The organism is Faecalibacterium hattorii (genome assembly GCF_003287455.1).
Lineage (GTDB): Bacteria > Bacillota > Clostridia > Oscillospirales > Ruminococcaceae > Faecalibacterium > Faecalibacterium hattorii.
Genome location: NZ_PRLC01000006.1, coordinates 94860 through 116649, shown reverse-complemented (window position 1 = coordinate 116649; position 21790 = coordinate 94860). Strand labels below are relative to the sequence as shown.

The 21790-nt window shown below is 49.5% G+C and carries 23 protein-coding genes; 6 read left to right on the top strand and 17 right to left on the bottom strand.

Annotated elements, in window-relative coordinates:
- Positions 1-44: 44 nt before the first annotated feature.
- Positions 45-593, top strand: a complete 549-nt coding sequence (locus C4N23_RS05875; protein ID WP_055191256.1) for a DUF1836 domain-containing protein — start codon at positions 45-47, stop codon at positions 591-593.
- A gap of 94 nt (positions 594-687) precedes the next feature.
- Here C4N23_RS05875 and C4N23_RS05870 read toward each other — a convergent pair whose 3' ends face one another.
- The 3 genes from C4N23_RS05870 to C4N23_RS05860 form a co-directional block, all read right to left on the bottom strand.
- Complete coding sequence (locus tag C4N23_RS05870; RefSeq protein WP_112144715.1) at positions 688-1587, bottom strand: hypothetical protein; 900 nt, start codon at positions 1585-1587, stop codon at positions 688-690.
- A gap of 7 nt (positions 1588-1594) precedes the next feature.
- A complete protein-coding gene (locus C4N23_RS05865; protein ID WP_097838898.1) occupies positions 1595-2107 on the bottom strand; it encodes a nitroreductase family protein in 513 nt (170 codons plus the stop codon).
- A 136-nt stretch (positions 2108-2243) separates the two neighbouring features.
- Positions 2244-3416 carry an MFS transporter gene (locus tag C4N23_RS05860; RefSeq protein ID WP_112144712.1) on the bottom strand — a complete coding sequence of 391 codons (1173 nt, stop codon included), beginning with the start codon at positions 3414-3416 and terminating at the stop codon, positions 2244-2246.
- 490 nt (positions 3417-3906) lie between these two features.
- Between C4N23_RS05860 and C4N23_RS05855 the strand changes: the two genes are divergently transcribed.
- Complete coding sequence (locus tag C4N23_RS05855; protein WP_112144710.1) at positions 3907-5037, top strand: sodium ion-translocating decarboxylase subunit beta; 1131 nt, start codon at positions 3907-3909, stop codon at positions 5035-5037.
- A gap of 13 nt (positions 5038-5050) precedes the next feature.
- Positions 5051-5179 (top strand): oxaloacetate decarboxylase, encoded by a 129-nt coding sequence (locus C4N23_RS05850; protein ID WP_112144708.1) that lies wholly within the window; start codon positions 5051-5053, stop codon positions 5177-5179.
- Between the two features lie 111 nt (positions 5180-5290).
- Here the strand turns inward: C4N23_RS05850 and C4N23_RS05845 are convergent, their stop codons facing one another.
- The 3 genes from C4N23_RS05845 to C4N23_RS05835 form a co-directional block, all read right to left on the bottom strand.
- Positions 5291-5761, bottom strand: coding sequence for an Hsp20/alpha crystallin family protein (locus tag C4N23_RS05845; RefSeq protein ID WP_112144705.1), 471 nt, complete (start codon positions 5759-5761; stop codon positions 5291-5293).
- A 246-nt stretch (positions 5762-6007) separates the two neighbouring features.
- Complete coding sequence (locus tag C4N23_RS05840; RefSeq protein ID WP_112144703.1) at positions 6008-8677, bottom strand: hybrid sensor histidine kinase/response regulator; 2670 nt, start codon at positions 8675-8677, stop codon at positions 6008-6010.
- Between the two features lie 408 nt (positions 8678-9085).
- Entirely contained in the window at positions 9086-9808 is a 723-nt protein-coding gene (locus tag C4N23_RS05835) for a 4Fe-4S binding protein (RefSeq protein ID WP_112144701.1), read from the bottom strand.
- 98 nt (positions 9809-9906) lie between these two features.
- On the opposite strand from C4N23_RS05835, the gene C4N23_RS05830 reads away from it, so the two are divergent.
- On the top strand, positions 9907-10338 hold the full coding sequence (locus tag C4N23_RS05830; RefSeq protein ID WP_342587746.1) for a cyclic nucleotide-binding domain-containing protein: 432 nt from the start codon (positions 9907-9909) through the stop codon (positions 10336-10338).
- Here C4N23_RS05830 and C4N23_RS14195 read toward each other — a convergent pair.
- The 8 genes from C4N23_RS14195 to C4N23_RS05795 all read right to left on the bottom strand — a co-directional run bounded on the left by C4N23_RS14195 (position 10310) and on the right by C4N23_RS05795 (position 17557).
- Positions 10310-10402, bottom strand: a complete 93-nt coding sequence (locus tag C4N23_RS14195; RefSeq protein ID WP_242983738.1) for a DUF4368 domain-containing protein — start codon at positions 10400-10402, stop codon at positions 10310-10312. The two genes, C4N23_RS05830 and C4N23_RS14195, sit on opposite strands and share 29 nt — an antisense overlap.
- A gap of 30 nt (positions 10403-10432) precedes the next feature.
- Entirely contained in the window at positions 10433-11857 is a 1425-nt protein-coding gene (locus C4N23_RS05825) for a recombinase family protein (protein ID WP_280953105.1), read from the bottom strand.
- Between the two features lie 123 nt (positions 11858-11980).
- Complete coding sequence (locus C4N23_RS05820) at positions 11981-12343, bottom strand: hypothetical protein (RefSeq protein ID WP_055145343.1); 363 nt, start codon at positions 12341-12343, stop codon at positions 11981-11983.
- Between the two features lie 42 nt (positions 12344-12385).
- Complete coding sequence (locus C4N23_RS05815) at positions 12386-14890, bottom strand: ABC transporter permease (protein ID WP_055145341.1); 2505 nt, start codon at positions 14888-14890, stop codon at positions 12386-12388.
- Entirely contained in the window at positions 14890-15570 is a 681-nt protein-coding gene (locus C4N23_RS05810) for an ABC transporter ATP-binding protein (RefSeq protein ID WP_055145338.1), read from the bottom strand. Before C4N23_RS05810 ends, C4N23_RS05815 begins: the two co-directional genes overlap by 1 nt.
- Positions 15571-15670: 100 nt before the next feature.
- Complete coding sequence (locus tag C4N23_RS05805) at positions 15671-16678, bottom strand: sensor histidine kinase (protein WP_055145335.1); 1008 nt, start codon at positions 16676-16678, stop codon at positions 15671-15673.
- Position 16679: 1 nt separating this feature from the next.
- A complete protein-coding gene (locus C4N23_RS05800) occupies positions 16680-17348 on the bottom strand; it encodes a response regulator transcription factor (RefSeq protein ID WP_055145332.1) in 669 nt (222 codons plus the stop codon).
- Positions 17345-17557 carry a helix-turn-helix domain-containing protein gene (locus C4N23_RS05795; protein WP_055145329.1) on the bottom strand — a complete coding sequence of 71 codons (213 nt, stop codon included), beginning with the start codon at positions 17555-17557 and terminating at the stop codon, positions 17345-17347. The genes C4N23_RS05800 and C4N23_RS05795 overlap by 4 nt, the downstream gene beginning before the upstream one ends.
- 401 nt (positions 17558-17958) lie before the next feature.
- Between C4N23_RS05795 and C4N23_RS05790 the strand changes: the two genes are divergently transcribed.
- On the top strand, positions 17959-18519 hold the full coding sequence (locus tag C4N23_RS05790) for an RNA polymerase sigma factor (protein WP_055145326.1): 561 nt from the start codon (positions 17959-17961) through the stop codon (positions 18517-18519).
- Entirely contained in the window at positions 18516-19184 is a 669-nt protein-coding gene (locus C4N23_RS05785; protein ID WP_055145323.1) for a hypothetical protein, read from the top strand. The genes C4N23_RS05790 and C4N23_RS05785 overlap by 4 nt, the downstream gene beginning before the upstream one ends.
- A gap of 133 nt (positions 19185-19317) precedes the next feature.
- Here C4N23_RS05785 and mobQ read toward each other — a convergent pair whose 3' ends face one another.
- The 3 genes from mobQ to C4N23_RS05775 form a co-directional block, all read right to left on the bottom strand.
- Entirely contained in the window at positions 19318-21015 is a 1698-nt protein-coding gene (gene mobQ, locus C4N23_RS05780; RefSeq protein WP_055145320.1) for a MobQ family relaxase, read from the bottom strand.
- A gap of 6 nt (positions 21016-21021) precedes the next feature.
- Complete coding sequence (locus C4N23_RS13795) at positions 21022-21252, bottom strand: hypothetical protein (protein ID WP_055145317.1); 231 nt, start codon at positions 21250-21252, stop codon at positions 21022-21024.
- 164 nt (positions 21253-21416) lie between these two features.
- Entirely contained in the window at positions 21417-21605 is a 189-nt protein-coding gene (locus C4N23_RS05775; protein ID WP_055145756.1) for a hypothetical protein, read from the bottom strand.
- Positions 21606-21790: the final 185 nt, after the last annotated feature.

Here is a 21790-nt window from a genome sequence, read left to right as displayed (position 1 = left end):
ACAAACCCATTGACCCTGCTGGAAAAATACGCTATACTATCCGCATGAAAAAAGAATCGAACCGCCGCATTGCGGCCTGTGCCGTGGATTTTGCCCTGCCCCGGTACGAGGAGCTGCCTTCCGTTGGGCTGTATCTCGACCAGACCGTTCAGTTCGTCAACGGGTATTTTCGTTCGTTTCAAGGGGTGGAGCTCACCGCCTCCATGGTGAGCAACTATGTCAAGAAAGGGATCATCAGCCACCCCGTCAAGAAAAAATACACCCGCGAGCAGCTGGCCAGCCTGATCTACATCGTCGTCTCCAAAACCGTCCTCTCGATGGAAAATATCGACACCCTGTTCAAAATGCAGCGGCAGCACTTCTCCGCCGCACAGGCTTACGATTATTTCTGCGACGAGCTGGAGAACTGTCTGCCCTACGTCTTCGGCCTGCGCCACACCATCCGGGACCTTGCCGAAGACGCCGGGGAGGAAAAGCTGCTGCTCCGCAGCACCATCATCTCCGCCGCCAACAAGATGTATCTGGACTGTGCCTTCGCCGTCATGCGGCAGGAGGAAGCCCTTTGGCCGGGCATTCTCGCCGACCTCGCCTGAGGACGCCGTGTTCGATGAATAAAAAGAGGCTGCTGCATGTTCGACTAAAACGACGTGCAACAGCCTCTTTTACATTATAAAAGCAGGCGACCGCTCAGAACAGATCGAGCATGTTGTCCAGATAGACAGCCTCCCGGACGTGGAGCTGGTATTCCGGTTTGGTCAGATAGTGGAGCAGAAACTCCAAGATCAGGGCGCTGCCAAGGCCGCGGCCCTCGATTTTGAATTGCGAAAAGCCCATGGGCAGGTAGCAGTCCCGGATGTCCTCCACGCCGATGAAGCTGGGGCTTGCCATCGCCTTGGAGAAGCGGTAGCCCTCTGCCGCCTTCGGCGCGGCACAGCGGTGATCCGGGCAGGGCTCACCGAGGTTTTTGCGGCTGACATTCTCATAGCACCGTTTCCGGTCGGTGCAGCCGACCCAGCAGCACTCGTTGCAGAGAAACTCCACCTTGTCCTTCAGCGTCTGCGGCAGAGCGTCCAACTCCGAAAAGGCTTTGTTCAGGCGGAAATCCGGCACGACATAGCGGAACTCCTCCCGCTGCAATTCCTGCAAAAGCTGGGGAAACTCCGTCAGCACCTTGGTGGTGGAGGAGACGAAGTACAGCGCCGGATAGGTCCGTTTTAGGTAATCCAGCAGCAATTCCGAGTGGACGATGACGCCGCTTTGCACCCCGCCGCCGGCCGCAAACCGGGCGCAAAGGGCATTGCACTTCGGGTCGGCAAGGTGCTCTTCCCGCAGCAGAGAGTTGCTGAACGTCAGGCGGGCGGAGATGCCGTACTCCTGCGTCAAAGCAAGGACCTCGCCGGGGTCGGCGCTGCCGAAGCCGGTGCGTCCCCCGCCCCAGATGCAGTCCGACGGGGCACCGTAGAGCGAACCGATCTCGCACCAATCGTAAAAATACTCCCGATGGGTGCGGAACAACGGCAGAAAGACGCGGTACAGCTCATAAAACTCGAACAGGCCGGGCAGATGATAATACGCCGTGCGCTTCATGGCCGGATCACAGGTACGCGACCGTCTCCGACAGCGGCTTTCTGGAAGCGTGGTTGGGCAAGGGCTTGGTGCCCTCGGCGGCGTAGCCAAGGTCGAGGATCATCAGGATCTCCTCGTTCTCCGGCAGCCCCAGCGCCTCGGCCAGTTTGTCCGGGTCGAAGAAGTTCAGCCAGCAGCTGTCCACCCCCTCGTTGGCGGCGGCCAGCATCAGGTGGGTCGCCACGATGGAGGCATCCTCCACACCGGAGTTCCGCTTCCCGCCGGGGTAGGTAAAGGTATTGTTCCGGTCAAAGGCCACCACCACGCAGGTGGTGGCGCCGTAGCGGCAGGGCGTGGCAGCGTCGATCTTTGCCAGACCCTCTTCAGACTGGATCACATAGATCCGCTGCTCCTGCAGGTTCTTGGCCGTCGGCGCAAGGCGGCCCGCTTCGAGGATGGCGTTCAGCTTCTCGGCGGGAACTTTGCCGGGGCCAAACCCTTTGCAGGAATAACGATCTTTCACAACTTCATGAAATTCCATAGTCTTGACCTCCCTATTCTGGATGGCTTTAGTGTATCACGCCCCGCAGAAAAAGGCCAGAGCTGTTTTGCACAAATCCGGCGGCCCGATTTGCCCTCTGTCTTTCAGAGCCGGTCGTATCTGCCGGTCGAATGTTTTAGTGCCCCGCTTTCGTTCCCTTTTGCAGCGTCTCGTGCATCGCCCCCATCAGGATCAGGATCACCAGCAGATAATAGGGAAAAATGGCGATGGTGGTATGGTTTGCGGCCGCGCCGAACAGCGGCGGCATCAGGCAGTTGCCGATGTAGGCGCTTGCCATCTGCACCCCGATGATCGCCTGTGAATTTTCCGCCCCGAAACGGCCCGGCGTCGCATGGATCAGGCTGGGGTAAATGGGTGCGCAGCCGAAGCCGACCAGCAGCAGCCCCGCCAAGGCCGCCGTTTCCCCCAGCGGCAGCAGCAGGAGCACCACCCCCATCGCGATCAAGCCAAGGCCCATCCGAACCATCTGTGCATCGTTCAGCTTCAGGGTCAAAAAGCCGCAGAGGGCTCGGCCCGCAGTGATGCCGAGGAAAAACAAGCTGGCAAAGCTGGCGGCGGTTTCCGGGGAGATGCCCCTGTTCAGTACCAGATAGCTGCTGGCCCACAGACTCGTGGTCTGCTCCAGCGAGCAGTAACAGAAAAATGTGACCAGAACCTCTTTCACTCCGGGGATGCGGAAAATTTGTTTCAGGGTCAGAGCCTTTGCGGGGGCCGCTTCCTGCTCCCCTGCGTCCGCAGTCGTTTTGGCCTTCCAGAGCGGGAGACTCAGAACGATCATGATCGTCAGTACCACCTGCATCCCGCTGATGATACGGTAGCCCATCTGCCACCCGGCGCCTCGCGTCAAGGCAGCCCCCATGATGTACGGCCCGACTGAGGCACCAATGCCCCACATGCAGTGGAGCCAGCTCATGTGGCGGCTGGCGAAGTGGAGCGCCACGTAGTTGTTGAGGGCCGTATCCACGCTCCCGGCACCGAGGCCGTAGGGAATGGCCCACAGGCACAAAGCCCAGAACGAATTGCTGGCGGAGAAGCCGAACAGCGCCGCCGCCGTCATGGCCACACTGATGGCTGTGACGCCGCCCGCCCCGAATTTCCGGGTCAGTCGGTCACTTTGCAGGCTGGAGATCACCGTCCCCATCGAGATGATGCAGAAGATCACGCCGGAATAGGAGACCGGGACCCTGAGCCCCTGATAAATGGACGGCCACGCCGCCCCCAGAAGGGAATCCGGCAATCCCAGACTGATAAACGACACATAGATCACGGCCAGCAACAGGTGGATCATCTTGCATTCCTCCTTTTCATTGATGCAATCATATCACACAAAGGGAGGAATCCATAGGACAGATCCGCTTGCTTTATACAACAAAACCGTCATTTCCACTTCTATCTGCCCCTCCGCCCCGATGCTTCAAGGCGTGATGTGAAAACGAAATCCTGTTTCAGCCGATTTGTTTTCAGCAGCCGATGCACGCAGATACGGTCATCTTTCCTTTCCTGCTTTGACCAGCCGCGATCCCAGACCGGATAAGATTCAGAAAAGATTTCCGTATCCCTCTTGACAGCCTTCCCCTCTTCTGTTTTAATGCCTTTGATAAAAGGGAGTAAAGGGCAGTTTTCGTTTTTTCATTCGGGAAACTGCTGCATGGCAGCGTCATCACGGCAGAAATGCCCGATGTCATGTGTTCGCTTGAGACTTTTGTCACAGACAAGGTACTGTGGCAGAAGTCTCTTTTTTCTTGCCGCCGTACCGGAACACAAGGAGGTAAGAAAAAATGAACTTTCTGAACACATTCGCAAGTCTGTTTTCCAACTTTGGGAACCTGACGTGGCAGATGGTGGTCATGTGGTGCATCGGTGCGCTGCTCGTCTACCTTGCCATCGCCAAAAAGATGGAGCCGAGTCTGCTGCTGCCCATGGGCTTCGGGGCCATTCTGGTCAACCTGCCGCTGTCGGGTGCCATCACGCAGGGGGACACCGTCGGCCCCATTTCCGCCTTGTTTGAAGCGGGAATGTCCAACGAACTGTTTCCCCTGCTGCTTTTCATTGGCATTGGCGCCATGATCGACTTTGGCCCCCTGCTGGAAAAACCGTGGCTCATGCTCTTTGGTGCCGCCGCTCAGTTCGGTATCTTCTTCACCCTGTTTCTGGCGGGCTTCTTCTTCGACCTGAGGGACGCCGCTTCCATTGCCGTGATCGGTGCAGCGGACGGGCCCACTGCCATTTTTGTGGCAAACACTCTCAATTCCCAGTACCTCGGTGCCATCATGGTGGCAGCTTACAGCTACATGGCATTGGTGCCCATCGTGCAGCCGCCGGTCGTCAAGCTGCTGACCACCCGGAAAGAGCGCCTTATCCGAATGCCCTACGAAAAAGGCAATGTCAGCCAGCTGACGAAAATTCTGTTCCCCGTTGTGGTGACCATCATCGCCGGTATGGTGGCTCCTGCCAGTGTGGCTCTGGTGGGCTTCCTGATGTTCGGCAATCTGCTGCGGGAATGCGGCGTGTTGAATGCGCTCAGTGAAACGGCACAGAATGTTCTGGCAAACCTCATCACCCTTGTGCTGGGCCTGACCGTGGCCGGGCAGATGACGGCAGACAAGTTCGTCCGTCCCGACACTCTGCTCATCCTTGCACTGGGTCTGGTGGCTTTCGTCTTTGATACGGCGGGCGGTGTGCTGTTCGCAAAGCTGCTGAATCTGTTCCTGCCGGAAGGCAAAAAGCTGAACCCGATGATCGGCGCGGCCGGCATCTCGGCCTTCCCCATGAGCGGCCGTGTGGTCAATAAGATGGGATTGGAAGAGGATTCTCAGAATTTCCTGCTGATGTACTCCATCAGCGTCAATGTTTCGGGGCAGATCGCATCCGTCATCGCCGGCGGCCTGATCCTGACCCTGATGGCTTAACGGAGGTACGCATATGCTTCATCTTTCTTCGTGGATGACCACGCTGCCCATGATGTTCATCGGCATGGTCGGCATCATTCTCGTCATCGGCATCATCGTTTTGGCCGTGATGCTGCTGAACCGGTTGACCAGCCGGAAATAATTTATTTCGTCGAAGCAGACGCAAAAAGCCCCCGGAGAGCCTTTTCTCAGCTCTCCGGGGGCTTTGCATTATACACTGGGCACCGATGTTCCTCACACCGATGCACGGCTGTTATTCAATTTCGATCAGGTTGGGGTTCACAGGCAGAGCCTTCTGCTGCTGCGGTGCGGGCAGCGTGATGTGCAGGATGCCATCCTCGAACTTTGCGTGGATGTCCTCCTTCTTCACGGCGTCCCCCACATAGAAGCTGCGGGCGCAGGTGCCGGAGAAAGTCTCGCGGCGCAGGTAGCGGCCATTTTGATCTTTCTCGTCATTGCTGTGGCTGCGGACGGCCTGAATGGTCAGGTAGCCGTCGTTCAGCTCCATCTGAACATCTTCCTTCTTGCAGCCGGGCAGGTCAACGGCAACATCATAGTTGCCATCGGCGGTCTGCTTCACATCGGTCTTCATCATGTTTGCACCGCGCTTGCCGAAGGTTTCACGCTCGTCACGGTTCATCGCACGTTCCAGCGCGCCATCGTTCCAGAACGGGTCAAAGAGATCATCGAACAGGTTTTCATGGAAAATAGTCGGCATAAACATAAATCATTCCTCCAATCCCGGCGTTCGGGTCGGGTCAAAAATCTTTATGTTACCCATTCGGCGGGGCTTTCCGGGGAGCCTTGCGGCTCTCTTCTTTGCCCTTCCTCCTGAGCACGGCCTAGTTATACCACACGTTTTTAGCACTGTCAAGCATAGAGTGCTAAAATTCACAAAAGAATAATACTTTTATCATACTCTATGCAATCTTTTCAACTGCACCTGCCGCACAAAGGACGAAGCCCAGCGTCAGAGATATTTCTGGATGGTCGGCACAAGGATATTCCTATTGATCGGCTTTGAAACATGGTCGTTCATCCCTGCATCCAATGCCGCCTGTTTATCTTCGGAAAAAGCATTTGCAGTCATGGCGATGATGGGGATATCCGCTTTTGGGAGATCATCCATCCTCCGTATCTTTTTTGCCGCATCGTAGCCGTTCATCACAGGCATCTGGATGTCCATAAGGATCAGCTGATAGGTTCCGTTCGCAGCTTTTTCCAGCATATCCACACATTCCACGCCGTCTTTGGCGCGGTCTACCGCGCAGCCCTCTTCCTGCAGCAGCTCGACGGCGATTTCCGCATTCAGGTCGTTGTCCTCGGCCAGCAAGATTTTTGTACCGGACAGGCCCTTTTTGTCCGAAGAAGTGGTATCCCGTTTTGCCTGTGTTTCCTCCTGCGATGCAATGCGGCAGGGAATGGTGACGGTAAACGTGGAGCCAACACCGATCTTGCTTTCCACTTCCACGGTGCCGCCCATCAGCCCGACCAGCTTTTTCACGATGCCCATTCCGATGCCGCTGCCCTCCACCTTGCTGACGGTGGAAGTGCGCTCCCGTTCAAAGGGTTCAAAAATGTGCTTCTGGAACTCCTGCGACATTCCGATGCCGTTATCGGCAACCGTGATCACCGTATCGCACCAGCCCTCTTTCTTGCCGGGCTTCTGCGTGATATCGCAGTGGATCGTGCCACAGGCACCTGTGTATTTGACTGCATTGCTGACAAGATTCGTGCAGACCTCGGTCAGGTGCGGAATATCCGCATAGACATACGGATGCTGCAGCTGTGCTGTCACCGTAAGCGTCTGCCCCTTGCTGTCTGCCTGATTCTGGAACATCGCAATGCAGTTACGGAAATCCTTCTCCACATCCGAAACCGAATATTCGATCTCCGTCTTATCATTCTCGATCCGGGCGAGATCCAGAACATTGTTCAGCAGCATCAGCAGGTTCTGTCCGCACACCTGAATGTTCTCCATGTATTTTTCCAGCTTTTCAGGGTCGTCCAGATGCCGGGAGGCAAGATCTGCGTAACCGATAATGGCGTTCATGGGCGTACGGATATCATGAGACATATTGAACAGGAAGGTGGACTTGGCGCGGTTCGCACTCTCTGCTTTTTCCACGGCGACCTGCAATTTTGCATTCAGCTCCTGCGTATCGTTTGCGGCTTTCTTTGCAGCAGCTTCGGCTTTACGCGCCTTCTGGAGCAGCTTCAGGATCGTGAGCAGAACAACTGCAACGGCAATGCTGCCGATCAGCAGAACCATAAAGAAGTTATCCTTTATAAACTCGCTCAGGGTAACCTTCCGCGCAGAGCTCTGATACATTGCAATAGAACCGGCAAGCAGATTGATTGGCTTTGCCGCATCCTCCTGTGTATCACAGTCCACGATCTCCCACTGCGGATAATAAAACGCAAGGTACTTTTTCAGGGAAAGCTTGTTTTGGGGAACGGCAATGCGGTTTGCCTTGCTCTCGTTAAAGTGCTCTTTGTTCGTAACCGCCATCAGGTTTGTGATCCACGTTGTGCTGGTACAGGCAACACGATACTCTTCCGCCAGATTCGGGTTCTGGTCGAAATGGAAGATCATGTCGATCTCGCCCGATTTCAGGGCATCGAGTTCCGCTTCTATGCTGTCATAGCCGACGATCTGGAATTCCAGTTCCTGATTTCCAAGACAACCTGTTGCAAACTGAATATAGTCCGTGATCGCTCCGGTAAGCTCCCCGGTGGCAGGGTCATAGGTGCTGACGCCGCCATCACTCGTCAGAAAGCCCATCCGGATCGCGCCGTGCTTTCTGAGCCACGCCTTTTCCTCACCCGTAAGGATGGGCGTATAATCCAGCGAGAAATACCGTTTATACAGATCCGCCGTATAAAAAGGATCCGCTTCGTCCAACACGCTCATTGCATAATCCAGTTCTTCCTTGAGATCAGGCCGGTCCTTATTGATCGCATAGTAGATGCTGGATTCTCCCACACGGGTCATGGTCGAAATGCCAAGCTCTGCCCAGAAAGCTTCTTCCAGTGAAACAAAGCAGTCGATCTCGTGGTTTGCCAGCTTTTGCTTCACATCCTCGTTGTCGGAAATGTTGACGTGTTCCGTTTTTATGCCGTGTTTTTCCTCCCATTCGGTCAGCATCTCTTCCGGTTCCGTTCCCATCAGAACACCGATCTTTTTGCCGTTCAGCGTTTTGAAGTTGGAGGCGGAGATGTCTGTGCGCGAGAAATCAGCATAGAGGTAATATTTTTCTTCCCCCATCGGCTCGTCCGAAAACAGCATCTCCTCAGCGCGGTCTTCCGTATAGGAAATATCGCCCATGATGTCGATCTCGCCGTTTTTGAGTTTTTCAAAGCAGTCTGACCAATCGCAGGTCACATACTCAAACTGCCAGCCTGTATAGCCGGATAGTGTTTCCAGCAATTCGTAGCCGTAGCCTTTTCTTGCACCCCTCTCGTTGACATAGTTGAAGGTGTCCTCAAACGAGCCGACACGGACGATCTTTGCAGGGGCGGTTTCTGCGGCAGTCTTCACAGGGAGCACGGCTGATAGCAACAGCAGCAGGCTCAGCATCGCACAGACGCTTTTCCGCATCAGCGTCTGCATGGTTTCGCTCGTTCCAGAGTTTTTCATTTTTCCCAATCTTTCTCCGCCCCAGACGGTCTCATTCCGGTTTCATTTCCATTGCACAGGTTTCAAGAAGTTCATTGCAGCATGATTCATGCCCTGTTGTCAGCAGTTTTTTGAACAGTATATACCAACATATCTAGTATGTATTGTAACATTCCGACAGAAGCGTTTCAAGAGTTTATGCTTGTGAATCCTACTTATTATTTATTATCAGTGCTTGACAAAAAATCCGCCGAGGAGCCTTCCAACTGGGAACGCTCCTCGGCGGTATTCGTTTATCGGATCCGGGTTTTCTCGGTGGTGTTCTTTTCCTCCGCAAAAAATCGTTCTACGTTTTTCTGAGCCCGAACCAGTTCCTGCAAGGATCATCCCACGTTTCCCGCCAAAGCGGTATCGGTCTGCCCTGTACTTTTAATCCAGAATTTTTCCGTCAATGGAGATGGTTACCACCTGCCACGGAATGAACTTTCCGCTGGTCTGCAGTGCCTTTTTTGCGGCCATCTCCAAGCCGCCGCAGCAGGGCACCTCCATGCGGAGGATGGTCACGCTCTGGATGTCGTTGCTGCGCAGGATCTCGGTGAGCTTTTCGCTGTAATCCACAGCATCCAGCTTCGGGCAGCCGATGAGGGTCACCTTGCCGCGCATAAACTCCTGATGGAAATTGGCGTAGGCGTATGCTGTGCAGTCCGCTGCGATCAGGAGTTTTGCACCCTCAAAGTAAGGCGCATGGACAGGTGCCAGCTTGATCTGCACCGGCCAGTTGCGGAGCCGGGAGACCGGCTGTACGGGAGCAGAAGCCACACTTTCGGCAGCGGTCTCCGGCTGTTCCAGCGTCCGCATCCGGGAGCCGGGGCAGCCGCCCTCGTGGAGATGCTTCATCTTTTCCTGCAGCTCCTTTTTCTTTTTGTTCTCCTGCACCGCCGCCTCGTCGTAGGCGGGGGCTTCCCGCTCTTCAAAGGTAATGGCTCCGGTGGGGCAGCCCGGCAGACAGTCGCCAAAGCCATCGCAGAAATTTTCCCGCACCAGCTTTGCCTTGCCGTTGATGATGTCGATGGCTCCCTCGTGGCAGGCGGTTGCGCACAAGCCGCAGCCGTTGCATTTTTCTTCGTCAATATGGATGATCTTCCGAATCATATCTATACTCTCCTGTTGTGGGTGTTTTTTGCATTTGCAGCTTTATTATAGTATACTAAAGGCAACTTGTCTGTTTGAATTCCAACAAGGAGGCTTTTATGCAAAAATATCTGCCTGTTCTGCGGAACTGCCCCTTCTTTACCGGGCTTACCGACGATGAAATTTTGTCCATCCTGCACTGCGTCAGTGCAACGAAAATCACCCGCCCCCGGGGCTCCTACATTTTCCGTGCCGGAGATTCCACGGAGGTCATGGGACTTGTGCTGTCCGGCTCTACCCTTGTGATACAGGAAGATCTTTGGGGACACCGCAATATCCTGTCCAAGTGCAATACCGGAGACTTTTTCGGGGAGCCTTACGCCGCCACCCCCGGTGCCATCCTGAACATCAGCGTGGTGGCAGAGGAGGATTGCGAAATTCTGCTGCTGAACGTCAAGCGGCTGCTCACCTCCTGCCCCACCGTCTGTAGGATAGTTCTCGGAGGTGACTTTTCTGACTTTGTTACTCGATGGCATCCAATGGACCGATAAAGCGGTAGAAAATCTGGATTTTCTGGACGTATTCGCCATCGACCTTTTCCGCTTTGGATACCAGAATCTTGTCAATCAGCTGATGCAGAATCTTTTAGTTCAGTTCGGTGATGCCAGCGTACTTGCTGACTTCATCAATAAAATCCTGAATCTTGTCCAGCTGATCGTGTTCAGCACGGCCTTCCCGCTCGTACTGCTCAATCTTCTCGGTCAGTTCAGCCTGTTCTTTGTCGTAGCGATCTGCAAGCATTTGAAAACGTTTCTCCGGGAGAAGTCCCTTTGATACGTCCTCATAAAGTTTTGCATACAGGTCTTCGATTTCTGCGATTCGTGCTTTACACTGCTTCAAATCCCGTTTGTGCTGCGCCCGGTCAGAGGACACCCGGAGGTGCATCTGATTTGCAATCTTCTTCACAAGGGCTTCCCGATTGCTCACAGCGGCCTTTGCGTGTGCCTGAATGTCCGCAAAGACAGCTTCATGCAGAACACGGGCTTCCAAGTTGTGAGAGTCACAGGCTTTCGCACCATATTTCCGATAAGTGCTGCAACAATAAAAGGTCTGATCCAGAACACTGTTGCGTTTGCGCCTGTGCTCGACCTTGACTAACATCGTTCTGCCGCAGTCTGCACAACGGACGATGCCCTTGAAGATATTGTCGTAGTCGGTCTTATCACACATAAAACAACCGGAACGGCTGTAAAGGATTCGCTGCACGTTTTCCCAGCGGTCTTGTGGGATGATTGCTTCATGTGTATTCGGAACGATAGCGCGTTCTTCAAACGGAATATAACGCCGCTTTTTGGATTTCATGGACACGGTGGGCTTGGCTTCGTAGATGATGTGTCCGGCGTAGACTGGGCTGTGCAGAACCTGACTGATATAGGCACTGTCCCAATCATACATCTTTTCATCATCAATAAAGCGGCCAAACATCTCTTTCTTGTAGTAACACGGCTTCAAGACTTTTTCATCGTGGAGCCGCTTGGCGATGCGGTGAAGCCCCAGCCCTTCCTCTGCCATTGAATAGATATACTCAACAACGGGGGCGGTGTTCGGGTCGATCACAAGGTGATTGTGGTCGGCAGGGTCTTTCTGGTAGCCAAACGGTGCGTTGCTGGAGATATACTTTCCGCTTTTCTTGCGTGTCCGAAGGGCACTCTTGATTTTTCGGGAAGTGTCTTTGGCGTACATTTCATTGATGATGTTTCGGAACGGGGCAATATCCATCTGGGATTGCTCGTTGGAATCATAACCATCGTTGATTGCAATATAGCGGACACCGTGTTCAGGAAAGAATATCTCCATATACGTTCCGGTTTCGATGTGGTTGCGTCCAAGTCGGGACTGGTCTTTGGTAATGACGGTCGCTACCTTTCCATCCCGGATATCATCCAGAAGTTCCTGAAAGGCAGGGCGGTCAGAGTTCGTGCCGCTGTAACCATCATCGACATAGTACTGGCAATTCCCGAAACCGTTGCGTGTGGCATACTCCATAAGCATCGCCTTTTGAGATGGAATTTGTCAAGGGGCTTTTCTGCAAAACACAATGTTTCTGAAAATAGCGTTCAAAATATATGCAGAGCCGTTAGTCCGCAGAGGATGCGAATTATCGGCTCAATGGTTTTCTTTTATTTGTAATCATTACTTTTCCAATTCCAGATATTCTTGTCCCATGAAGAAGATTTTCAATTCGTTTTGATCTACTTCTATCTCAAATTCTACACTACTATTTCCCTGTGTAACACAGATTATATCCGAGTAAGAAAAACTATAATATGCGTCACCGCAGGATAGACCCGAATCGGGCATATCTTTACTCACAGCAAGTTCCCCGTTTTCTTGAAAGGTAAATATCTCCTCAGCATTTGCATCCTTCCATGTGCCAATAATATCTTTTTCGTTCTGAATGCGATTTACTTTACCAACACATACAATGGCAAGTATAACTGCACCAACAGTCAAAGCAATGCCTGCAACTCTCTTTACCAGTTTCTTTTTACGCAATTTCTATTACCTCTGTTTCAGTTGCTTTGTTAGATTGAATGATTACATATTGCTCAATTTCAGTTCCTCTACAATTTCCACCTTTGATACGCTTCTAACAGCAAACAGCATAGCGATACATACCATAGCGCCGACAGCCATAACTGCAAGAGCATAAATACCGCCGTTCATATAAAAAGCAAATGGTGTCATACCCGACGATATGAAGTAGTAGATAGCACAATGAATCAAAAAGCTCACAGGCAACGCAAGAACCAATGCTTTTACGCCGTACAAAACAGCTTCGAGCAATAGCGTACATTTTAATCCTTTGGCAGTCATACCAACAGAACGCAGAACAGCAAATTCGCTTCTTCTCAAATGAATCGTATTCGAGATAGTGTTACAAACATTCAAGCTGATAATAACCGTCATCAGGATCGAGAACAGGCAGATTACCAGTTTTGCAATCGTATATACCTGTCTGGAATTATTCGTTGCGGCTGCAATGTCCACAGTTTGCGGAAATCCTCTGTCAGCCAGACATTCCATTGCTTCTTTATGCTGTGCTGTCTGTATTCTCATTTCCACATAGGCGTTATCATCTATCAGCAAGTTAAAATAACTTAAAGGCACGATGAGGACAGCTCGATCTCTCACAAACATGGATTGGATATTTGCATTTTCTTCTGAAACGATTTCTTCCACGATAATCGGCAAGGCATCCTCGGATGCCCCCAGCGGAATGATTTCTGTTCCCGGTTCAATAAGAAACGGTGAGCCTGCAATTACCCGATTTTGTGCCGAATTATAGTATCCCATAGTCTGATTGAGCAAAATTCCATGATTGAAATTTGTCACATCCAGACTGAATCCATTTTCATCGCAAAAAGAGACAAAATGTTCTTCGTCCAATCCTACGACATATACCTCTGCTTTCGTACCATTGATAAAATATCCTTGCATATCAGGATTGATTTGTTCCTGCGAAAATTCAGCGGTCATATATCGCTGAAAAGAATAGGAAACATCCGCAGTGATATTTTCATCCGATAATGCCCCGATTGCGACAGGAATATCTTTGTATTGAATCATCGAAATCACATCAGTATAACAGGAACCGTCCTCCTTCATATCCAAGGATGTCTGATAAAGCATAAAATCAGAGAAACTATATAAGGAAAGGGCAATTACCACCGACAAGAAAATAGAGCCGGTAATCGCTCGGAAGCGTTTTGGATTACGCTTAATATTTTTTGCTGCTAACGAACCATAAATGCCAAAAACCAAAGAAACGATTTTTCCGTCACGGAATTTCTTTCTTGATACCGCATTGTTAGACTGGCGGATCGCTTCAATAACTGTAATTTTAGCTGCTTGCTTCACAGGCTTTCTACTTCCGAAGTACAAAGAAGCAATGCCGGATAATCCGCTGACGAGCAGGATCAATCCGTTTACCTTCAAGGACAGTTCTACGATGCCAAAAGTGAATGTTTCTCCAAAAGCTGCCCTGACCACACTTAATAACAGAGCAGATAGCAGGATACCAACAACCAATCCAAAGGGTATGCTCACCACTCCCAAAAGGAAGGCTTCTAAATATACGCTAAGGCGTTTTTGCCCTTTTGTGGCTCCAATACTGGATAGCATTCCCATCTGCTTAATTCGTTCCTGTAAGGAAATGGAGAGGGCGTTGCTGATCATTGAAGCAGATGCAGCCATCAAAAGACAAACGACCATGACCACCAAAGCAATCAGTTTTGCAGCTCCTTTACCCCCGGTAATTCCATGATAGACTAACAATTCCGAATGAAACTTTGCTACATGACTGTCTACTGCCGCAGCCACTTCTTCGGCTTCTGTATAGATCGAATTGGATAAATTCTTTGCCTTGACATACGCAGCAAAATCGGATGCCGTTTTGTCAACACCTGCAAAGGCATTATAGTTTGCTGCGATTTTTGAGTCATTCACATCTGACAGAATACCAACAACTACATACGCTTTCTCTTTTGTTGGAACGAAGCTTTCTTCTTCGCCCCTATAATTTGTCAGCCCGGAAAGCTGGGCATTATATTCATCCCAAATTCTTGAACCAAGAGTTAAAGAAATCGTATCTCCAATCTCTGTATTCATGTTGTTTTTCTTCAAAAAAGATTCTGAAATAACAATCTCATTTTCATCTTGCGGGAAACGCCCTGCAAGCAAATACTGATTTAACGAAAATCTTTGGGTAAAGTTCTCGTCAATCTCGCCAACGGAGAGCATTGTACTGTTGGATTTCTCCCCGTAAAAACTGTTTCCGGCAAAGCGGAGAAGCGAAACTTCGCCTACATTGTTTTGACTATATAGCTCTTGAACCTGCTCCCAAGTCAAATCCTCCATGTAGTAGTCATAATCGCCACCATACACTTTTTCTTTCTCTTTCAAAAAATCAACCAACGACCATCCCCCACAGAGAATAGCGGTTATCATACTGATTGACAAAAGAATGGTTAAAAGTGTGAGTAGGGTACGCTTTTTATTCGACAACAGATTCCTGAGTGTAAGCATGAAAATCATATTCATCAGCGTATCACCTCATCCCTCACAAGTCTGCCATCCTGAATTTCCAGAATACGGTCTGCCTGCATTGCGATTTCACGGTCATGGGTAATCAGGATCATTGTCTGGCGATAGACTTCATTGGATTCACGCAGAAGTTTCATAATATCCCTTGTGTTCTCCGTGTCCAGATTTCCCGTTGGCTCATCCGCAAGGATAATCGCAGGTGCGTTAATCAACGCTCGTCCGATTGCCACTCTTTGTTGTTGACCGCCGGATAACTGACTTGGCAGGTGCTTTCTACGCTTTACCAGTTTGAGTGTGGATAGCAGTTCTTTCAAACGCTCCTGATTGATTTTACGCCCATCCAATCGAATCGGCAGCGTGATATTTTCCTCGACAGTCAAAACCGGGATCAGATTATAAAACTGATAGACAAGCCCAACCTGCCTTCTTCTGAATACAGCCAATTCATCTTCATTTTGCTCATAAACATCCTGTCCATCCACAAATACTTTTCCCGAAGTCGGTCTGTCAACACCACCTAAAATGTGCAACAGGGTAGACTTGCCAGACCCAGATGCTCCAATGATTGCAACAAACTCTCCTTTATCGACGGAAAAAGAAACATCTGACAAAGCATGGACAGGAGCATTGTCCATTTCATAGGTTTTGCAGATATTCTCTACTCTTAATATCTCCATAAAAAGTTCCTCCATATATTTTTGCAATTCAGTATAGCAAAGCCAAGTGACTGCTTCATTACTTTTTCATTACAAAAATGTCACTTAAAAAGGGGCTGCATTAAGCAGTCCCCCGATAAAAGCAGATTTCAAATTTTGCACCGCCTGACTCCCGATTTTTCGCTTGGATGACACCACCCTGATTGACAATGATCGTCTTTGCCAGAGCCAACCCCAAACCGGCATTACCGATTGTAGAGCCACTTCCTTGATAAAATCGGTCAAATAAATGGGGGATGTCTTTTTCCTGAAAACCTGTTCCGCTATCCTCTATAATGATCTGTGTCAAAAGAGGTCTTTCTATTGCCTTGATTTCGATAGTGCTGCCCTCTGGTGAATGTTCGATACAGTTTTTGATTACATTCCCCAAGGCTTCAGCAGTCCAATCAGTATCAAGAGATAGTTTTAATTCTGCCGGAATCACTTGCGTGATTGTCTGCATTTTTAATTCTGCCGCAATCTCCAGAGGACGAATTGCTTTTTCTACCACATCTTTTAAGTATACCGCCTGTGGCTTTAGAGTAATCGTTCCTGCATCCAGCTTGGATATTTTCAGAAGTGTGGCTATCAGCCACTCCATTCTTGATAAGAGCATAGTCTGTTCGCGGATCAGCTCATACCTTTCTTCGTCAGTCAGTTCCTCATTACACAGAGAAGCATTTAAGATATTCAGCGATGTCAAAGGTGTTTTTAATTGATGTGAAATATCGGCTAAAGCATTTGCCAAATTACCTTTCTCCATTTTCAGAGCTTCTGCCTGTTCAATAAGCCGTCTTGTCATCTTGGATATTTCATCATGTAAAACAGATAACTCACCTTCTTGAAACTGCCCAAAAGAAATTTTTTCATCTCCATGTAACAGCCTATCAATATGCAAACTAAAATCAGCAATTTTCTTGTATCTCTGATATGTGAAAAAGAGGGAAACTGCACTGGATGAAATGATAGCCGACAGAACAATCCACACAGCTTTGCTATCAACGATAATGCCAATGCCGCCCCAAAATAGAATAAGAATACTGCTGACAACAATTTGCCTTTTAACTTCTTTATTTCTGATAAAGTCCATATCAACCCACCTTATAGCCAAGCCCACGAACGGTAATTATGATTTCCGGCTCCTGCGGATTGGTTTCAATTTTGTCACGTAGCCTTTTCATATAGACAGTCAATGTATTATCATTGATAAACTCCCCAGTAGTGTCCCATAAAAGCTCCAACAATCTTCTGCGAGAAAGGACAATACCTTTGTTACGCAAAAAGACTAACAGCAACTTATATTCCATAGCAGACAACAAAATCTCTTTCCCATTCTTTGATACGGTTGCTTGATTTGTGTCCACAACTAAGTCGAGGTAACTGATAATGTTTTGTGTGTTCTTAGTTCTCCTTAATACGCTGTTGATCCTTGAAAGCAGTTCTCTTGGTCTGAACGGTTTGCTGATATAATCGTCAGCCCCCATATCTAACCCAGCCACAACACTATATTCATCATCAGAAGCCGTTAAGAAAATAACTGGCATAGTTCCTCTTTCTTTAATTGCAGAACAAACAGAAAAACCATTTCCGTTTGATAATTGAATGTCCACCAAGGCTATATCGTATTGGTCGCTATCCAATTTTTCTATTGCTTCTTTTTGACCGGGAGCATTTTCGATTTTGAACCCTTCATTTCCTAAATAGTCTGATAATGAGGATACGATACTTTGGTCATCCTCCACTAATAACAATTTACTCATCGTGTGTTCTCCTTGTTGTCAGCTATAAATTCATTTTTATTTTGTTTATATCTTCCATCAGCCGGCTTTTGGGCATCTTGGGGAATTAGCCATGCACGAGGTAGCCGAACAATTCCATCAATGCGATTCTCCTCACACAGCTTTTGAACACGACGCACCGATATTCCCCAAAGTTTAGCCGCATCCTGTACTGTCATGTATTCAAACATAGTTTACCTCCGCATCAAATAGTTATATATATTATATACGCACAAACGAACAATATCAATGGGCTGTTTGTAAACACTTAAACACTAACTGTGTACGAATTAACTCGGCGCTAACAATTTCCGTCATCCTGTTTCGGATATTATTTATTTTTCCACCCAACCCATTCTGTCCGGGCAGCTACCTTTAATTTTTTGTTACGCCTCCTCTGCTGCGAGCAACTCTACCAAAACCGAAGGACCATATTTTCAGACTGCCGAGCGACCTCGACTGGTGCCAAACGATTTTGCTGAGGCGATAGAAAATAGAATTGCAATGTACTATAATAAAGGTGTGAAATTTTCCCTCGCTTCTGTAAGATTGTCCGCCAGATCCATAGTACATAGGTGAGGAGGTGGATACCTTGTTAGAGGATGTGAAGATCATTGAACTGTTCTTTGCTCGTACTGAGCAGGCAATAGCTGAACTTGCTGCAAAATACGGTTCAACTTGCAAAAGAATTGCAAACAACATTTTGAAATGCGAACCCGACGCAGAAGAATGTGTAAATGATACATACCTTGCTGCGTGGAATGCAATTCCTCCAGAAAGACCTGACCCACTCAGAACCTATATTTTTCGTATTACCCGCAATATCGCTACCGCAAAATACCACGCAAATACTGCACTAAAGCGAAACAGTTACTATGATGTTGCACTTGATGAGTTGGAAGAGTGCCTAACTTCTGCATCTACTATTGAACAGGAAGTGGATGCAAAGGAGCTGTCACAGGAAATTGATCGTTTCCTTGACAGCTTGGATCAGGAAAGCAGGGTTATGTTTGTAGCAAGGTATTGGTACTCAGATAGCATTACAGAAATTGCAAAGAGGCTTCGTACAACAAATAACAATGTGTCTGTTCGCCTTTCCCGAATCAGAAGCAAACTTAAAAATCATTTACAGAAAGCGGGGTATGATTTATGACACGAAAGAACATCTCTGACGCCGTTGGTGGCATTGGTAGCCGTCATATCGAAGAAACGGCGAGTTATCAGGCAAAGAAACAAAAAAGCATTTGGCTGAAATTTGGGGCAATTGCTGCGTGTCTCTGTCTAATCGTGGTGGGAGTGTTTAGTATGGGATTATTCGGCAAAAGTACAGAAACAGCTACATTAGGTGATGGAACTACCATATCTTTCACTAAAGCAGATACGGTAGCCTCTGCTCTGAGTTTGAACTTGCAAGCACGAGCATTGACCAAAGATGAGGTTCAGACTATTTTCGGTGATCTTCCGATTTCCGGAGATGCCCTCTTTACCTTGGACGATGTAGCATTTGTTGGCTTTGATGGTCATTACAGCGATATGAAATTTGTTGTTTCGCTGTCTGGGAACAATCTTATGGATACTACCGTAATTGGCAAGGGAAATGTATCTATGGTTGGAGATACGCCAGTTAAAGCTGGCTACTTCGTTACAAATGCAAACAGCGAAGGAATTAAGACTGTGATCTATTACGCCTATATCACATTTGATAACTATTCCATCTATATCGAAAATGCAGGCGGAGAAAGTGAAAGAGAGGCTGTTCGAGCGGAACTGATGGCAGCACTTGATAAGTTGTTGGAAAACTCTTTTGATTTTAAGTGATAGAATTCGATTAAATATTGCAAGCACCGGTATGGAAAACCCATACCGGTGCTTATTTTACGCTTGACGTATAGGGATTATCTCCATCCCCCTATGTCACAGACTTCACCTGAAGTTTCAACCTCCAGCACTTTTAACGTTCCATATCTCTGTTTTTCATCTTACGCTCAAGCCGCTCCGATCGCCGCCTTTGCCGCAGTTCTCGATCCATTGTCTTTTCCTGTGCATATTCGTCAAGATAGCCAGACACATCCCGTAGGCCACTCTCCATCAACCACCAACTGAACTTGTCGCCATAAGCCGCTTCAATGCGTTGGGCTGCTGCTTTCTCTCTGTCAGGTCGAAGTGCCTTCCGCTCCAGATAAAGCTGCAAGGAATCAAAGCCGGAAGCTTGCTCTTTCAGCTCGGCATACTCAGACAATGCAGCCTCCAGCTCTCCGGCATACTTATTCTCCTGCGCCTCAAGCCGTTTGAGATTATCTTCATAGCGGTCAATCTGGCGCTGGAAGATATCGCTTGTGGCGTCCTCTGGGTATTCCAGAGAATGAAGCAGCATAGCCTTTTCGCTTTTTAGCTCCTCTAACTTTTCCGTCAACTCGGCTATTTTGGAGGCAAGCTCACGGTGCCTGACAAAGTGGATCGCAGGAAGGGATTTCTTTTCAGCCAGTAGGGACTTCCGTTCTTTGGTTGTTTCCTTTATCTGCTGCACAAGGGAGCGGTACTGTGCCAGATTTGGCTTCAGAATATTCAAGGCACCGGTCATCTGTTTCTTGCTGCTGCGGATATGCCCTAACTGATAGCAGAAGATCAGCATATTTTCCCGCAGCTTTTCCAACGCTTCTGCAATAGCGGGCAGCGTGTTCTTCACCGCCTCCGTAATTTTCTTGAACTGCGCCTTCAGTTCCCGCAGGAGCCTGTTGTCCGCCTTGATCTGACGGTTGAGTTCGCACCTGTCGGACACGATACCTTTCTGTTCCAAAGCACGGGCAATCACGCCCTCGTGGATGGTGGGCTGCTCGTCAATGCCTCGCTCGACAAAGCTGCGGTGGTCGATGCGCTCCTCATGACCGTATCGCTCCAAATATTTGTTTGTCACATCTGCCCATGCTTTGCGCCAGATAAGGAGCTGTTCCTCGCTGTTCCAGCGTTCAGAAATGGGATTCTGTCTCCCGTATTTGGTGCTTTTGGGATACTTGCTGGCACGCTCATATCCATGTTCCTCAGCTGCGGATGGTGTCATATACACTTTCTTCCTGCCTACCTTGTACTGGTACTGTTTCTCCCATCCGTCAGCCTGTGCAGCCTTAAACTCGGCAGCGGTAAAGCCCCGTTCCTCACCGTCACGGCTGCAGAGATATTCCTTCTCCGTTTTGTATTGCCATTTGCCGCTTTCATCAAGCGGGCGCACCGTCAAGAGAATGTGGGCATGTGGATTATGACCCGGTGGATCAGGATCGTGGATTGCCAGATCGGCGCACATCCCGTCTGCGACAAATTGGTTTTGTACGAAGTCCGTCAACAGCGTCTGCCATTGCTCTAGGGACAACTCTATGGGCAGGGCTACCACAAACTCACGGGCTAAGCGGCTGTCCTTGGTTTTCTCGTTTTCCTCCACGGCGTTCCAGAGAACCTCTCGGTCTTGCCATGCGGGTGGGGCCATGTCCGGCAGGAATACCTCCTGCCACACAAGCCCCTGCTTTCGGGTGTAATCGTGCTGTACTCCGTCATAGTCATTGAGGATGTGGGAGCAGCTGAGATAAGCGGAGGCTGCACAGGCGGAGCGTCCGGCTCCCCGGCTGACCACCTTTGCCTCCAAGTGGTAAATTGCCATTTGCGTTCACCTCGATTCGTATTTTGTGAGGGGGTGGTAAAACGCCACCCCTTGGTTTCTGTTTCTCTTTGCAAAGAGAAAATGGGCTGCATTGCTGCCCATATCTGCGATAAAGCTGCCGGTGGCAGGTTTTCGCAGGCAGGAGGCGGGCAGAGTATCTGCCGGATTGGTGCGACAAGCAGCAATCTCTGCATCAGCAGAAGCGCCGACTGCACAGGGAATGCTGACTTGCGGCATTTCCTGCCCTCTCTGGAGAAGTGTCCGATGGACAGTTCGTGAAGAGCGCACGAGCCCGACCAACGGAAGGGATACCACCGCCTGCTTCGCAGGTGGTGAGTAAGTGCGCCCTTCGGGATAAAAAAGGAAGGGACGCCCCGGTTGCCCGGAACGCCCCTCGCAGATTAGTGTAGCTTCTCATATAACAAGTCCTCTAATTTTTCAAGCTCCATTTGCTGAGCCTCTGGAAATACTTTCTCCAAAACAGCGCCCTCCTGAATCAAGCGTCTGGTACGGGCCTTTCGCTCTTTCGCCCGATCCCGCATTTGTGCCTCCTCCAATCGGTGCTTGGCCTGCAATTCTTCCTTGGTCATGATCTTTTTATTTGCCATATCTGGCTCCTTTCTGCCGCTGGGCGGCTTCGTGATAGTAAAAAGCAGGGAACTGGTATCACACAGATACCAACTCCCTGCAGAACTGATGGTAAATTGTTTTCCTCATTCTGAGAATTGCCAATTTGGTAGCAAAGACGGATTGTATTGCCACCAACATAGTAGTA